At 69.6% G+C, this 15566-nt stretch carries 10 protein-coding genes and 1 pseudogene; 4 read left to right on the top strand and 7 right to left on the bottom strand.

What is annotated here, in order from left to right; all coding sequences use genetic code 11:
- Positions 1–619: 619 nt before the first annotated feature.
- Positions 620–2203, bottom strand: coding sequence for an FMN-binding glutamate synthase family protein (locus AC5WRT_RS15865; protein ID WP_496093922.1), 1584 nt, complete (start codon positions 2201–2203; stop codon positions 620–622).
- A 106-nt stretch (positions 2204–2309) separates the two neighbouring features.
- Positions 2310–3098, bottom strand: a complete 789-nt coding sequence (locus AC5WRT_RS15860) for an alpha/beta hydrolase family protein (RefSeq protein ID WP_450861069.1) — start codon at positions 3096–3098, stop codon at positions 2310–2312.
- Positions 3099–3412: 314 nt separating this feature from the next.
- Between AC5WRT_RS15860 and AC5WRT_RS15855 the strand changes: the two genes are divergently transcribed.
- Together AC5WRT_RS15855 and AC5WRT_RS15850 are read left to right on the top strand one after the other, a co-directional pair.
- On the top strand, positions 3413–3691 hold the full coding sequence (locus AC5WRT_RS15855; RefSeq protein WP_496093921.1) for a hypothetical protein: 279 nt from the start codon (positions 3413–3415) through the stop codon (positions 3689–3691).
- Positions 3692–3831: 140 nt separating this feature from the next.
- Positions 3832–4347, top strand: coding sequence for a hypothetical protein (locus AC5WRT_RS15850; RefSeq protein WP_496100333.1), 516 nt, complete (start codon positions 3832–3834; stop codon positions 4345–4347).
- A gap of 306 nt (positions 4348–4653) precedes the next feature.
- Here AC5WRT_RS15850 and AC5WRT_RS15845 read toward each other — a convergent pair whose 3' ends face one another.
- Entirely contained in the window at positions 4654–7506 is a 2853-nt protein-coding gene (locus AC5WRT_RS15845) for a helix-turn-helix transcriptional regulator (RefSeq protein ID WP_496100332.1), read from the bottom strand.
- 157 nt (positions 7507–7663) lie between these two features.
- Here AC5WRT_RS15845 and AC5WRT_RS15840 point away from each other — a divergent pair, with 157 nt between their 5' ends.
- A complete protein-coding gene (locus tag AC5WRT_RS15840; RefSeq protein WP_496100331.1) occupies positions 7664–9199 on the top strand; it encodes a 4-hydroxyphenylacetate 3-hydroxylase family protein in 1536 nt (511 codons plus the stop codon).
- 19 nt (positions 9200–9218) lie between these two features.
- Here the strand turns inward: AC5WRT_RS15840 and AC5WRT_RS15835 are convergent, their stop codons facing one another.
- From AC5WRT_RS15835 to AC5WRT_RS15820, 4 genes are all read right to left on the bottom strand, one after another.
- Positions 9219–11438, bottom strand: coding sequence for a winged helix-turn-helix domain-containing protein (locus tag AC5WRT_RS15835; protein ID WP_496093917.1), 2220 nt, complete (start codon positions 11436–11438; stop codon positions 9219–9221).
- Positions 11439–11771: 333 nt separating this feature from the next.
- Entirely contained in the window at positions 11772–12260 is a 489-nt protein-coding gene (locus tag AC5WRT_RS15830) for a flavin reductase family protein (protein ID WP_496093916.1), read from the bottom strand.
- Positions 12261–12366: 106 nt separating this feature from the next.
- A complete protein-coding gene (locus AC5WRT_RS15825) occupies positions 12367–13236 on the bottom strand; it encodes a dioxygenase family protein (protein WP_496093915.1) in 870 nt (289 codons plus the stop codon).
- Entirely contained in the window at positions 13229–14551 is a 1323-nt protein-coding gene (locus AC5WRT_RS15820) for a maleylacetate reductase (RefSeq protein ID WP_496100330.1), read from the bottom strand. The genes AC5WRT_RS15825 and AC5WRT_RS15820 overlap by 8 nt, the downstream gene beginning before the upstream one ends.
- A 289-nt stretch (positions 14552–14840) precedes the next feature.
- On the opposite strand from AC5WRT_RS15820, the pseudogene AC5WRT_RS15815 reads away from it, so the two are divergent.
- Positions 14841–15515 (top strand): annotated as a pseudogene (locus AC5WRT_RS15815) (sigma-70 family RNA polymerase sigma factor); the annotation flags it as partial.
- Between the last annotated feature and the right edge of the window lie 51 nt (positions 15516–15566).

Here is a 15566-nt window from a genome sequence, read left to right as displayed (position 1 = left end):
CCGCGGCACTAGACGCAGCGGCGGGCGCGTACTTGGTGGCGACGCCGCCATCCGGACCAGTTCACCGTGTGGTCGCGGCATGCAGGAGGGTGGCGCGGGCTCCAGCTGCCAGCCGACGACGGATTTCAGCTGCTGTGAGGTCCACGAGGTCGGGTGCGTCGGCCGGGTCACCCCATTTTCTCACTTCTGGACGGCCCTCACCGTGAGGAAGGCGTGGGCGAGCATGGTGAGCGTGATGTGCCGGCACCATCGCATGTAGCGGCGGGCCTGGTACTTCTACGACGGTGGCCGCCAGCGGGGCGCAGGCGAGGTGGTACGCGATTTCGTCGGGCTTGCTCCTGCTGCGGCGGCCCAGCATCCGCCGCTGCCGGGTCGGCTCGTCGCCGTCGAACTCCCACACCGCGGGCAAGCGGACGGCTGCCCAGTCGTAGAACCGTTCGCCCTCGGCTCCCGCACCCGCCGACAGACGCTGCCATGCCTCGGGCGGGGCCTGGGCGAGGACGTGGTCGATGCGCGGGCCGTGCACGGGCCGTGCACGGGCCGCGACTTGGGCACGGCGAAGAGCGGCGGGGTGCCGGCCTCGATGGCGCACCCCGCCCGCTCACCGTGGCGAGACCAGTCAAGCGGCGAAACGATCAGGATCGGCGGCCTTCCAGTCCACCGCCCAGGACTCCGGCGGCTCGATCAGCAACTGCCCCGGGTCCAGCCATTCATAGAGCTCCGCGTAGGAGCGGACCGTGACCGGATCCACGCGCCGGCGCAGCATGTGCGGGCGCAGCTCGGCCGGTCCGTTCACGCCCAGCGAGGCGATGATCTTCAGGGAGCTGTTCACCGTGGCGGACTGGAAGCGCTGGACCCGGACCGACTTGTCGTCGACGTGCAACGCACGGGCGCGGCGCGGGTCTTGTGTGGCGACTCCGGCGGGGCAGGTGTTGGTGTGGCAGCTCTGCGCCTGGATGCAGCCGATCGCGAACATCATCGCGCGAGCCGCATTGGTGAAGTCGGCGCCCTGCACCATGCGCTTGACGATGTCGGCTCCGGTGGCCACCTTGCCGCTGGCGCCGATCCTGATCCGGTCCCGCAGGCCGGCGCCGACCAGAGCGTTGTGGACCGTGATGAGGCCCTCGGTGAGGGGGCTGCCCAGATGGTCGGCGAACTCCAGCGGGGCGGCTCCGGTGCCGCCCTCCGCTCCGTCGACGATGATGAAATCGGGCGTGGTGCCCTCCTCGATCATGGCCTTGCACACCGCCAGGAACTCACGCCGGGAGCCCACACAGAGCTTGAAGCCGACCGGCTTGCCCCCGGACAGCTCGCGCATCTCGGCGATGAATCGGATCAGTTCCCGTGGGGTACTGAAAACCTCGTGGTACGGGGGCGAGATGACAGTCCGCCCCTCGGGGACTTCGCGTACCCGGGCTATCTCGGCGGTGACCTTCTCCCCGGGCAGCACTCCTCCGATGCCGGGTTTGGCTCCCTGGGACAGCTTCAGCGACACGCACTTCACGCTGTCGTGAGCAGCCTTTTCCGCGAACCGCGCCCGGTCGAAACGGCCGTCCTCGGTGCGGCAGCCGAAGTATCCGGTACCGATCTCCCACACCAGGTCGCCACCGTGCCGCAGATGGTAGTCCGACAGGCCGCCCTCACCCGTGTCGTGTGCGAAGCCCCCGAGGGCGGCGCCCTGGTTCAGGGCGAGGATGGCGTTGGCGGACAGCGAGCCGAAACTCATCGCCGACACATTGAACAGGGCCATGTCGTAGGGCTTGGTGCAGTCCGGACCACCGATGCGGACCCTCGGCTGCTCCGCCGGCACCGGGCGTGGCCTCATCGACGACTCGAAGTACTCGTAGCCTTCGGCATAGACGTTCCGTTCGGTCCCGAACGCCTGCTCCGCTTCCAGGCCCTTGGCGCGCTGATAGACGAGACTGCGCACATCCCGGTCGTAGGGACGGCCGTCGTAATTGCGCTCAATGAAATACTGCTGCAACTCCGGCCGGATCGACTCCAGCATGAAGCGCACATGTCCCAGCACAGGGTAGTTGCGCAGCACCGAGTGGCGCTTTTGGAGGAGATCGTAGGTACCCACGCCCGCCAACACCGCGCACAGCACAGCGGCTGGCCACCACCAGGGAGATACGGTCGCCGCGAAGGATCCGAATGCGACTGCGAGGACTCCAATAAATGCGATCGATGCAATTCTAATCACGTGCGAAACCTACTCCTGTCCCAGTAGCGTCACAATGTCTGAATGATGCGATATACGGCACATTCGGCGCACGGAAGTCCTATCGGCTCGGGGTGTGCGAATTCCGTCACGCCGGCCCGGCCTGGACCGAACCGCGCGCGTAACGGCCGGCCCACGCGGCCAGCAGCGTCGCGACGTAGCGGGCGTCGGCACGATCGGTGAGCAGATGGTCGGCGCCATCGATCGCGACAAAGGACTTGGGGTGCCGTGCTGCGTCGAGGATCCGCTGGGCGTTCTCCACACCTACCGTCTCGTCGATCGGCGAGTGCAACACCAGGAGCGCGTGACGCAGTCGGCGGATGCGCTCGGCCTGAGGCTGCGCGGAGATGTCGTCGAGGAACTCCCGGCGGATGTGGAATACGCGGCCTCCGAGACTCACCTCGGCCTCCCCGTTCCGCTCGATCTCCTCCCGCCTGCCGCCGAACGTGTGCACGACGTGCTCCGGCTCCGCAGGCGCACCGATCGTGGCCACCGCCGCCGTCTCTGGTATCCGGTGCGCGGCGGCCAGCACGGCTGCGCCGCCCAGCGAATGCCCGATGAGGAGCGACGGTGCCGTGAAGTTCTCGCGCAAGTGGTCGGCGGCGCGCACGAGATCGTCCACATCGGAGCTGAATGTACTGTCGGCGAAGTCACCCCCGGACTCACCGATGCCGGTGAAGTCCACACTGAGGACCGCGATTCCGCGTTCGGCCAGCTCCCGGCAGATCCGAGCGGCCGCCAACCAGTCCTTGCCGCATGTGAAGCAGGGGGCGAATACGGCGTACGCCCAAGGCGTCCCCTCCGGCAGGTCCAGGCGCGCCACGAGCGGGACGCCCTGCGAGCCTACGAACTCGATTTTGCTACTGCGCCTGGACATCCCGGCCCTCCACGCCCCCGACCCCGATCTGGTTTCGTGTGCCACTTTTCTTCGGCAGACGACCGCCGAGTCAAGAAAACTCGAGCGATATCAGCTCTCTGGGCAGAGTAGATCGGAGAGGAACTGAGAACATCGCACAATCTAGCGATTCATGTGACTACCAAGTCTCGACTCAAGCCCACAATGCATACCTGCAGCACGGCCCCACCTGGACAGCAGTCAATCACCAGATCATGCGATGCACTACGCACCTTCCTGATCGAAACTGGCCGCGTTGGCACTTTCTACTCTCCGGAAACCAAGGAATGATTGTCTTGCGCACCAAGAACAAGCTCGTACAGCGTATAGCGACCACCGCCGCCGCTCTGGCATTCGCCGGAGGCACCCTCCTCGTCGCCGGGGGTTCCGCGAACGCGGCTGCTCTTCCGGCCGACGCGCGTGTCCCTGCGCGAGCGGGTGCCGTGGCCGAGACGGGAACCGTCGGTGGGCACCACGACGGACATCGCGGAGACGTCTGGGACTGTACCAGGTACGAACGCTTCTACCCGTGGATCTGGGAGCAGCTGAAGACGTTCGGGTTGGCACGCCCGTAGTGGGTGACGCCGGCATCGCCCGCGGCCCGAGAAGTTCGGTGGCACACCGCGGGAATATCCGGAACGACGTTACGGCTGTGCCCATGTGGAATCCGGGAAACCTGCCGGTGTCGAAGGAAGTGCGCGAGGACGGACCGCAAGTGACCGAGGAACATACCGGCCACCGCGGCCTCGCGCCGGACCGCCGCAGGAGGCACACCGCGGAGCTGCTCGCCACGTGCGCCGCCTGTCTCATACCCTGGACCGTGATGCTGGGGCTGAAGCTGCCGTCGTCCCACCGTGTGCACGAGTGGCGCCTGACCTGGGTCGGATTCGACGTGCTGCTCATCATGGCGCTGGCGTCCACGGCGTTCCTGGCCTGGCGCCGCAGCCGTTCGGTCATTCTGTACGCGCACGCCACCGCGGTCCTGCTGATCTGCGACACCTGGTTCGACGTCTCGCTCGACGCCGGCACGGAGGACGTCTGGATGGCGGGGGGGCTTGCCCTGGCCACCGAACTGCCGCTCGCCGCCTTCCTCATCCACCGGGCACACTCCCTGATCGCCCTGCTGCCATGGCCGCCCGCGCACACCGCCGTCGGCGACACCGCCGCAAGCCGGACGAAACCGGTACCGGAGGGGGAGAGCCTGCCCCCGGGCCTGCGGTCGCGTGGATGACCGGAGGGGTTCCGGAGCTCAGAGCGCGTCGGTGCCGACCGACGCGGGCCGCGGTTGACCATCCGTCCGCGACACAGGGGAAGTCCTGCCACGCCGGTACTCCTTCTCGAGCGCCTGGTACGCGGCCCGGTCTGCCCCAGGGGAACGACCCGGTCGGTCCCCGGACTCAGCCGTCCGCTTGTGATCGGATCGCTGACGGCGCCGTGCCTGTGGCGCCGTCAGCGATCGGCAGCGTCCGTACGGCAGGCGCCGGCATCGCCCATTCACGGGATCCTCGCCGCCGCGCTCCGCCGCCGCAGGCGTAGCTCACTGCGCCCCGTCGGAGATGCCGCCCTGTTCGATCGCCAGCCGGGTCAGTTCGACTCGGGTGTTGATGCCGAGCTTGGTGAAGATGTGCTTCATATGCGTGTTGACGGTGTGCACGGACACGTAGAGCCGGTCGGCGATGGCCCGGTTGGTCAGGCCCTCCACGACGAGCGGAATGAGCTTGCGCTCGGATTCGGTCAGGCTCTCCCATCCCGGTGCGCCGGTCGTGTGGTGCCGTGGGACAGCTGTGCGCACGCCGAACTGTCTGAGGCGCCGCATGATCCGTTCGTGATCGCGCAGGGCTCCGGAAGCCGACGCCAGCTCACCGGCCTCTTCGAAGTACGGGATCGCCGACGTGGTGTCGCCCGACGCGGCCACGAGGTTCCCGAGGTCCTCGCGGGCCGTGGCCAGGGCCAGCCGCCTGCCGGTGCTGCGGTAACCGCTGACGGCGGACGCCAGTGCACCCCGGTCGTCGTGGAGCAGGCCGTCCACATGGGCACGGACTGTCCCGATGATCTGCTGGCTGTCGTCCTGCTCGGCGAGGGTGCGCAACGCGCGGGACACGGCCTGCGCGAGCGAGGGGTCCTCGCCGCGGAGCGCCATGCGCGCGATCCCGGGCCAGTGGGACGGCGGCACCGCGAGCAGGCGTGCCGGCTCGGCGTCCGTGAAGCTGCCGCCCAGCGCCGCTGCCGCTGCGCTGTCCCGGCCCTCCGCGTCCGCCAGGCAGGCGCGTGCGAGCGACACCCACAGGCCGAACCGCTGGGTGCTCGGGCCGGATCCGGCTTCGGCGACGCGCAGATGGTCCCTGGCTCTGGCGAGGTCGCCCCGTCTGATCTCCACCAGTGCCAGGACGGAGCGGGCCTGCGGATTCGGCTGGGTGATCTCGAGTTCGTCGGCCACCATCAGACTGGACTCGGCCTCCACGGCCGCGTCGTCCAGCGCCCCCTGTTCGAACAGCGCGCAGGCACGGCTCGCATGCCAGTGGGGAAGTGACCAGCCCAGGCCCAGCGCCTCCGCTTCGCGCTGCCCCTCCCGCAGCACCCGCTCGGTGTCCGCGAGCCGGTCGGTGGCGGTCAGCACCGTGGCCAGCCACAGCGCGGGAATCCGCGGCGGCCGCAGGTGGAGTACGCCGGACTCCGTGCCGGCACGTGCGGTGGCCTCCTCGGCGAGTTCGAGGGCGCGGGTCAGGCGCCCACGGTAGAAGAACGTCTGCGACTGGAACACCATGGCGCTGACGACGACGGCCGGGTCCTCGCTGCGGTAGGAGGCCTCGACCAGCCCGACGTCGGTCTGCTCGGCAGCGGTGATGTCCCCGAGGTACACATGGCCCGTCGCCTTGGTCTTGAGCAGCCTGATGCGCAGGTCGGCCGGCAGCGCGGGAAGGGCCAGGGCCTGCCGGAGGTGTGTCATCGCGGCGGCGTCGTCGCCCGCGGCCTGGTGGATCTCGGCGGCCACCAGACGCAGACGCGCTTCCTGCAGCGGCTCCAGCCGGTCCGACAGGGTGGCGTCGACCAGGTCGAGCGCCTGGTGCACCCGGCGGGTGCGGCCGAGGTACTCGGCGGCGTCGGTCAGCAGGGCGATGCGCCGCGGGTCGTGCAGGGGCAGCAGTCCGGCGATGTGCTGAGCCAGGTCCGCGGCCGCGTCGGGGGCCGACGAGGACAGCTCCCGTACCGCGGTGGTCAGTGTGGTGACGGCGTCGTCGTCGACCGGGCCGCCCGACAGGACGACGTGCCAGGCCACCTCGGCCGATCGTGCCCCGATGCCGCGCAGAACGTCGGCGGCCTCCCGGTGCAGAGCGGTCCGTACGGCCGGCGCCAGATTCTCGTGGACGGCCTGCCGGATGAGGTCGTGGCGGAACGCCAGTCGTGGGCCGTCACCCGAGAGCAGACCGGCGTTCATGGCGGCCTCGACGCCCGACAGCAGGCTTCCGGCCTGCCTGCCGAGCATGCGGGCGGCCGTGCCGAGGTCGAATTCCCGGCCGAGGACGGATCCGATCTGGAGGAGGCGCACGGCATCCTCCGGAAGCCGGTCCAGACGCGCGGCCACGGTCCGCCGGAAGCCGACCGGGATGCCGTCGTGCAGGAGGCTCGCCACGCCCGCCTCCACTTTGACGGCGTCGGTGTCGGCGAAGGCGCGCACCAGTTCGATCGCCAGGAGCGGATTGCCCGCGGCGCCCCGCAGCAGCCGGGCCAGACCGGGTGACGGTTTCGCCCCGAGGACATCGGCCGCGATGTGCTGCAGTTCCTGCTGCGGCAGAGGGCCGAGGGTCAGCCACCGGGCGCCGAGGCGTTCGAGGTCCTCCCGCACCCTGGCGACGGTCGGCCGCTCGGTCTCCGACCGTACCGCAAGCACCCACAGGATCCGCGAGGCCGCCAGTCGCCGGGGCAGTGTGCGCAGTACCAGGAGCGTGGCCGGATCAGCCCACTGCGCATCGTCCACCAGCACGGCCACCGGGGCGCGCTGAGCGCGGTCCTCCAGAGCGTCCGTGATGCTGTCCAGCAGCCACAGCCGCTGGTCGTCGGTGGCCGCGGCCGCTCGTTCGGAGCCGCCGGAGGACTGCAGGGCGGACTGCAGGGCGGCTCCCGCGGCGTACTGGTCGAGCTCGTCGGCCCGTACGGACACCACGTCGAACCCGGACCGCCGTGCCATCTCGTCCAGCTCCGCGAGCAGCCGGCTCTTGCCGACGCCGGGTGCGCCTTCCACGACGACGCAGGCACCCCGCCCGCCACGCACCGCGCCCAGGGCCTCACGGACAGCCGCCATCTCGCGGCCCCGTCCTCTGAGGCGCAGGCCGTTCACGGCCCGGTGCCCACGCCCACCGGGCCGGTCACCCACGGGGTCTGTGCTGCGCATGGGGCCAGCATGCCGCACGGCCACATCGCCCTCAACGCCGGTTCATGTGTGCCCGGCGCTTTCACCCGGGTGATTGCCGGTTCTGTGCCGTCCGCTCACCCCGCCACGACACATCCTTCGGGGCGTCCAGATCTCTTGCCCCCGAGAGGAGCACGACGTGCGTACAGGCAAGGAATACCTCGCGGCACTGAACGACGGCCGCACGGTGTGGGTGGGTGACGAACTCGTCGACGACGTGGCCACGCACCCCAAGACCAGGGCGTACGCCCGGAGCATCGCCGACTTCTACGACCTGCACCACCGTCCCGACCTCCAGGACGTCATGACGTTCCTGGACGAGGACGGTGTCCGGCGGTCCATGACATGGTTCCAGCACCGCTCCAAGGAGGACCTGCTGCGCAAGCGGCGCTACCTGGAGACGGTGCAGCGGGAACTGGGCGGCAGCGCGATACCGCGCACACCGGACGTCAACAACTACGTCCTGCTGACCTACGTCGACGACCCCGAGCCCTGGAGCAGCCAGTCCGTCGGGACCGACGGGCGGGACCTCACCCGGGGAATCCTCGACTTCTGGAACGTGATGCGGGACGGCGACCTCAACGCGACGCCGGCCTTCGTCGACCCGCAGGCGGACCGCTCGCGCGATTCCGCACAGGCCATCTCCCCCGCACTGCGGGTGGTCGCCACCTCGGACGAGGGCATCACCGTGCGGGGTGTGAAGTCGATCAGCACCGGCGCGGCCTTCGGGGACTGGATCCACATCGGCGTCTTCTACCGCCCCGGCATAGTGTCGGAGCAGATCATCTACGGGGCGGTGCGGACCAACACCCCCGGGGTCACCATCATCTGCCGGGAGAGCAACGTCCGCGAGGGCGAGGAGGTGGAGCATCCGCTCGCCTCGATGGGTGACGAGCTGGACAGCATCATCGTGTTCGAGGACGTGCTCATCCCCTGGGACCGGGTCTTCCACATCGGCAACCCCCAGCACGCGTCGCTGTACCCGCAGCGCGTCTTCGACTGGCTGCACTACCACTCGCTGGTGCGTGCCATGGTCAAGGCCGAGCTGATGCTCGGTCTGGCCCTGCTGATCACCGAGCACATCGGCACCTACCAACTGCCGCCCGTCCAGGCGCGGGTCGCCCGGTTCGCCGGCTTCCTCCAGACGCTCAAGGCGCATGTGATCGCCTCGGAGGACGAAGGCTTCTTCACTCCCGGCGGCATCTACAAGCCGAACGTCCTGATGTTCGACTTCGGGCGGGCGTACTACATCGAGCACATCACCGAGCTGACCCACGAGCTCATCGACCTGTCCGGTCGTGCCGCGCTCATCTATCCCACCGAGGGGCAGTGGGAGCGGCCCGAACTGCGGCCGTGGCTGACGGCGCTGCAGACCGGACCGGTCGGCAGGCCGCACGACCGGCTGAAGATCAGCCGGGTGATCCGCGACATGTTCCTGTCCGACTGGGGCGACCGCATCAGCGTCTTCGAGAACTTCAACGGCACGCCCCTGCTGGCCATCCGCAGCCTCACCATGAAGCGCGCCGAGATGTCCCCGACCGGGAGCATGGCGGACCTCGCGCGCAAGGTCTGCGGCATCGAGAGCGTGAGCAACGACGGGGAGCAGGAGACCGCGTACCTGGCCCAGGCGGACTACGCCCGACGCCAGGACGCCTCTCGCCAGAACGCCTCGTAGCAGGATGCCGGGGCCCGGGTCAGAGCATGCCGTACTCCCGGGCCCTGGCGACCGCTGCGCTCCGGTCGTGCGCACCGAGTTTGCGGAAGACCGCCCGTACCTGTGTCTTGACGGTGTTGTGGGACACATAGAACTCGGCGGCGATCTCACGCAGTGTCAGGGGACCGCACAGGGCGCGGAGCACCCGGCGCTCGCCGAGCGACAGCTCCTGGGGGCCGGACACGACGAGCGGCACGACGGTGTCCTCCCCGACTCCCCCGAGCAGATCCGTGAGCACTCCTGGTGACTCGCACCGGGCCGCTGCCCGCTCGGCCGCCTCACGGGCTTCCCGCGCGGCGTCCGCGTTGCCTCGCGCAGTGGCAAGTCGTGCCCGTGTGCCGTGATACAAGGCGTGCATCTGGGGTTCGCTGCCTGTCCTGGACGAGTCCGCCAGCGCCGCTTCCGCATCGGCCAGGGTCCGTTCGGCCTCGTCGGCCCGTCCCTCATCGAGGAGCAGGCCGGCCCTGCCGATGTAGGCGGGCGCAGCGACGAAGTGCCGCTCCAGCCCGGCCGTTCCGGCCGCGTCCAGGGCTTCGTCGCTCAGCATGCGCGCCGGCTCACGGCGTCCGGCCAACAGGGCGCACAGCGCCCGCAGCCCCAGCGCGCGGACGAGCGTCAGGCCGTGCCCGGCGGCATGCGCGTCACGGGTCGCCTCGCCGAGCAGCGCCTCGGCCTCCGCGTACCGGGAGGTCCACAGCGAAGCGGTACCCCGGGCCGTACAGGCCAGGGCACGCCAGGAAGTCAACGGGACGGTGCCGGCGAAGACGGTTTCGGCGAGACGGTCGCCGGTCAGGACCTCCCCCTGCAGCCAGCAGGCCACGGCCCGGGCGACGGCCGCCGCATCGGACACCGAGCTGCCTTCGCCGACCTGCTCCGCTCCCGGCCCCCTGAGCCGGACGACGTCCAGCCAGCGCCGGGCCGTTTCCGGAGCACCCCCCGACAGGGCTGCCATCGCCGCCACGACGCACAGTCTTGCGTCGGCGGCGACCGTGCGGAGCGGCAAGAGCTCCAGCCATTGTCTGACCTCCCGACCACGGCCTGCCGAGATCGCCTGTTCCCAGTCGTGGAGTATCGACGCGACGGCGGCGGCCTCGTCACCGCCGCCCACCCAGTGCCGTACGGCCGCGGTCGTCTCGCCCTGCCGTGAGTACCACCGAGCCGCCGTCCTGTGCAACGACACGGCGGTCTCCCGCCCTTCGGATCCGAGAAGGTCGCAGAGCAGCGCGGACAGTGCGCGGTGACGCCGGTACGCCGAGGGATCGGCGGCTACGGGTACGAGCAGTTGGACGGTCTGTGCGAGCTCGCGCAGCAGTACGCCCGCCCGGTCCCCGGCGAGGGCTCGGCACGGCCCGGCACTCAACTCGTCGAGCACACTGGTACGGAGCAGGAACTCGCGCTGCTCGGTGGTGAGCCGGTGGAGCACCTCGGTGGCCAGGTACTCGGTGACCGCTCGCCTGCCACGGGCCAGGTCGGCCGCCGTGTCGGCGCCGTCCGACGAGCGCGCGAGCGTACGGCCCATGATGCACAGCGCCGCCGCCCACCCCTCGGTGGCCTCGTACACCGCGCTCAACGTGTCCGGATCCGGAGCGGACCCGAGCAGATCGGTGAGCACGGCCTGTGCCTCCTCGGGGGTGAACGCCAGGTCGTGCCGGTCGAGTTCCGCGACGACGCCCCGGGCCCGCAGGGTCGGTACGGGCCCACCCGGTACGTGACGGGTCGACAGAACGACGCGAAGGCCCTGCGGAAGCCTTGTCAGGAAATCCGAAAGGCAGCGGACCGCATCGACGTCCGTGATCGATTCCACTCCGTCGAGGATCAGCGCGAGCGGTCCCTGTCCGTCCAGTCCGCTCACGAGGCTCGGCAGGATCTCCTCGAGCCACGCGTCGAGTGTCCACTCGCCGCTGTGGGGGCGGACGGGCAGTTCCGGCCGTACGTGCTGCAACGCCCGCAGGATGCCGGCCCAGAGCCGGCTCGGGGCGTTGTCGTACGCGTCCAGGCTGAGCCAGGCGCACGCGCCACGAGTTGCGAGGCTTCGCGACCACTCGGTCAGGAGCACCGTCTTTCCGGCACCGGCGGGCGCGGAGACCACCACCACGGGCTCGGTCGACGCGTCCAGCCGGCGCAGCAGTCGGGGGCGGGTCAGCTGGTGCGGGGGCTGGTCCCCAGGACGCAGCTTGAAGGTCGGCACGGAACTGGTCATGGCACCTTCGGTGGAGTCGTCGGGACTAGTGGAGCCCCCGGCGTCCCGCGGCTCGCCTGCAGGAGCCGGACGCCGGGGGCCGTAGTAGACCGGGGCAGGGATACGGCAGCCTTCGTCGGACCGCTGAAACACGCCCTGGTGCCGCGGCAGGCAACGTTTGCCCGTCGAGGAGCGGCGTCCGGTGCGTGCTCTCGGCGTGCCGGGTGCGAGCCCTCGTACTGGCTGTACGTGGGTTTGTGCCCGGTGCGGCGAGTGGGGGCACCTCCCACGCCCTTGAGGCAGTGGGGGAGCGTGCCGGGCGTCGCGACGGGACGAACGTTGCCCGTTGCGGCACTAGCAGGGGGGCCTGAGCGTGCCGAAGTCTCCGCCGAAGTGGAGCAGCGGCCGACCTTCCATCCGGTGTTCGAAGTGGCGGACGTCGCCCACGAATATGGTGTGATCGCCGCCGGGCAGCGCCGCTGCGACGTCACACACGACCGCCGCGATGGCGTCCTTCAGTACCGGCACCCCATGGTCGTCGATGGTCTCCACACCCGCGAACTTGTCCGGCTTGGAAACGGCGAAGTTCCGCGCGAGGTGCTCGCTGTCCTCGCCGAGGACGTTGACGGCGAAGCGACCGTGCTCAGCGATCGCGGTCCGGGTGTAGAGCTGGTTGCCGATGCACACGATCAGTTGGAGCGGCTCGAGGGACAGCGCGGAGACGGCGCTCGCCGTCATGCCGATGGGCGTGCTGCCCGAGCATGTGGTGATCACGCTGACACCCGTGGCGAGCCGGCTCATCGTGGCTCGGAACCCGAAGACGACATCAAGGGTTTCACTCATTTGAGGACCTCCGTGAATTCGGGGCTGAGCCCCGCGGTGTGAGGAAGTGTTCGACGTCGGCCGTCCTCGTGGATGACCGGCTCCCGTCGTGGTGGCGCCGTGGGGATCAGTCCGTGACGCGGGGTTCGAGGACGAAGGTGTGGCGCAGCAGGGTGTACGGCACGTCGGTCGTGCCCCGGCAGGGCCCGGCGTCGGCCGGGTAGGTGTCGTAGCTGTCGACCAGCGACTCCTTGACGCCGAACACCGGATCGGTGTCCAGGTGCGGGTCGTCGGAGGGGAAGAGCATGGTGGTCACGCGTTGGAATCCCGGCGCTTCGATCAGCAGGTGCACATGGGCGGGGCGCATGAGCGACCTGCCGGTCGCGCTCATGAGTTCGCCGACCGGGCCGTCACCGGGTATCGGGTAGCTGGACGGGCGGATGGAACGGAAAGCGAAGTGCCCGGTCTCGTCGGTGCGGAACAGCCCGCGCATCGCCGGCTCGTCCAGTCCGGGCACCTCCATGTCGTAGTGGCCGTCCGCGTCGCTGTGCCAGACGTCCACCGCCGCGTCGCCCACCGGCGCTCCCTGATGGTCCACGACCCGTCCCTCGAAGAAGAGCGGGATACCGGGCAGACCGCCGGAGATGTCGGCGGCGTCTGCCTGCTGCAGCCTGTCCTTTCTGAAGTACGGGCCCAGCACGCTGTTCTGTGTGGCCTGGCTGGGGCGTCGGTTGGTCAGGGCGTCGACCAGCATGGTGACTCCGAGCACGTCGGACAGCAGGATGAACTCCTGACGCGTAGAAGTGCACGTCTGCCCGGTGCGCGTCAGGAAGTCCACGCCCCGGGCCCATTCGTCCTGCGTCAGTTCGACGTCGCGGACGAAGGCGTGCAGGTGCCGCACCAGTGATTCCAGGATCTCGGCGACGCGGGAGTCCTTGGTGTCCCGCATCGTCGAGATCACGGCCTCGGTGATGGTGTCGCTGGTCAGATCACGCATGACGCGCTCCCGTAGTGGTGGAGTGGTGGACCGCGGACCCGGTCCGGGGATGTCCGTCGCCGGATGATGTGCACGGCGGCTGTCCGGCCCAGGCGCGGGCCAGGAGGGCGCGTACCGCCGTCCGTTCGACTGGTCGCGGGTTCCAGTAGCCGTCCCGCACGATGAGTTCGGCCGCCTGCTCGATGCCCGATTCCGGCATACCGAGGTCCCGCAGCGCCCTGGGGGCACCGAGCCGTCCCGCGAAGTCGAAGAGTCCCTTCGCGGCGTCGGCCGCCGACAGCGCCCTTGCGATGCGTGCCATGGCCTCGGGCGCCGCCGGTGCGTTGTAGGCGACGACGTGCGGCAGCACGACCGTGTGGGTTTCGGCGTGCGGAAGCCCGAACGTGCCGCCCAGGACGTGGCACACCTTGTGGTGCAGGGCCATGCCCACCGTGCCGAGGCACGTGCCCGCCAGCCACGCCCCGTACAGGGCGTCGGCCCGCGCCTCGCGGTCGTCCGGACGTTGTGCGACGACCGGGAGGGAGCGGATGAGGGATTCGAGCGCTTCACCGGCCATCAGGAAGGCGAGCGGGTCCCGGTCCTGTGCGTAGAGGGCCTCCACCGCGTGCGCCATCGCGTTGACGCCGCTGACCACCGATGCCGCCGCGGGAAACGTGAACGTCAGGTCGACGTCGTACACCACGGTCTTCGGCAGCACTTCCGGCAGCCGGCGGGTCGTCTTCCGGCGCCCTTCGGTCTCTCCGAGGATCGGCGTCATCTCCGAGCCGGCGTAGGTGGTGGGCAACGCCAGCTGTGGCAGCCCGGTCCGCAGAGCGATCGCCTTGCCGAGGCCGATCGTCGAGCCACCGCCGATGGCGAGCACCGAGTCCGCTCCCACGGCTCTGGCATACGCGACGGCCTTCTCCGTGACCTCGACGGGGGTGTGCGGAGCCGCTTCCGTGAAGGTTCCCACCGCCGCCGTACCCAGTATGTCGTGTACCTCCACTGCCTGGCCCGCTTGACCAGGTGTGCACAGGATGAGCACCCGACGGCATCCGAGGGCATCAGCGTCTTCAGGAATACGGCTGCGCGTACCGCTACCGAAGACCACCTTGGTGATCTGTCCACGATGCACGAATGTCTTCATGAGAATTCCCCAGTCCCGCCGTCTGCTTGGAACCAAGACTCTCGATGCCTGAATGACGGGGGTCAACGTAATCCGCGAGGGATAACGGGCGCCGGCGTTGAAATACCTTGTTCGTGCGACAGGCTCCGCGCCCGGGGCCTCCGGCTCCCGACGGACATCACTCGTCTGCGCGATGCGGTGGGTGTCCATGGGCTGGATCCTGGATCCGGACCTCTGCCAGGCGGATATGCCGGTCGAGGTCACCGGAACGGCGTCCGGGGGGCCGCATTCACGAGGGGCGAGGGTTCAGGTCGGGGGTGCCGAACCCAGGAATACGGCCGCTGTCCGTGCGTCTCCCGGACTAGGGCGTGCTTCGAAAGTCCCGCCTGGTCTCCGGGGGACGACGCTACTTTCGAAACACGCCCTAGGTGCGGACCGGTCCGGCGCGCACCTGATCGACGGCTGAGATCCGGACGTCGTCACCACCCCAGGAGGCACCATGACCGGAACCGGACCCGACTGCGAGGCCGACCCCGACATCCCGCTGAGTCCGGCGGCGACGGGGACGACCGATGAGGACACGAAGGCCGCGGCGGACCACGACATGCAGGCCCGCTTCGAACCGGCACTGGTACACCGTGACCGGCTTTTCGCGGCCGCCGTGCGGATGACCGGCAGTCCGACCGACGCCGAGGACCTGCTCCAGGAGACGTACGCCCGGGCCTACGCCTCGTTCCACCAGTTCCGCGAGGGCACGAATCTCAGCGCCTGGCTGTACCGCATCCTCACCACCACGTTCCTCAACTACCGCCGCGGTCAACGCAGGCGGCCGCAACGCGACGACACGACGGCGATCGCGGACTGGCAGATCGCCCGCGCGGCCTCGCACACCTCGTCGGGACTGCGCTCCGCCGAGGCCGAGGCGCTCGACCACCTGCCCGACCCGGACGTCAAGGCGGCACTGCAAGCCGTCCCGGAATACTTCCGAACGGCGGTGTACCTCTTCGACGTCGAGGGCTTCACCACCCGTGAGATCGCCGACATCATGCAGACTCCCGTCGGCACCGTGCTGTCCCGACTGCACCGAGGTCACCGACGGCTGCGCTCGCTGCTGGAGGGCTATGCCCAGGAGCACCGTCTCGTCCCGGCGGGCCACGTTCGAGGCAGTGGGTCCGCACCACGGGCCGGTGAGCGAGGTCACCCGGGACGGCGGCGGAAGGCGGGA

Source organism: Streptomyces sp. NTD91, assembly GCF_059510455.1.
The sequence above is the reverse complement of the archived record's forward strand: the minus strand, read 5'-3'. Positions and strand labels throughout refer to the sequence as shown.

Bases quoted from the DNA above. Each gene is read 5' to 3' on its own strand.
- AC5WRT_RS15825 (WP_496093915.1), bottom strand. From the start codon at position 13,236: ATGCGTGATCTGACCAGCGACACCATCACCGAGGCCGTGATCTCGACG.
- AC5WRT_RS15835 (WP_496093917.1), bottom strand. From the start codon at position 11,438: ATGACCAGTTCCGTGCCGACCTTCAAGCTGCGTCCTGGGGACCAGCCC.
- AC5WRT_RS15845 (WP_496100332.1), bottom strand. From the start codon at position 7,506: ATGCGCAGCACAGACCCCGTGGGTGACCGGCCCGGTGGGCGTGGGCAC.
- AC5WRT_RS15830 (WP_496093916.1), bottom strand. From the start codon at position 12,260: ATGAGTGAAACCCTTGATGTCGTCTTCGGGTTCCGAGCCACGATGAGC.
- AC5WRT_RS15820 (WP_496100330.1), bottom strand. From the start codon at position 14,551: ATGGACACCCACCGCATCGCGCAGACGAGTGATGTCCGTCGGGAGCCG.
- AC5WRT_RS15860 (WP_450861069.1), bottom strand. From the start codon at position 3,098: ATGTCCAGGCGCAGTAGCAAAATCGAGTTCGTAGGCTCGCAGGGCGTC.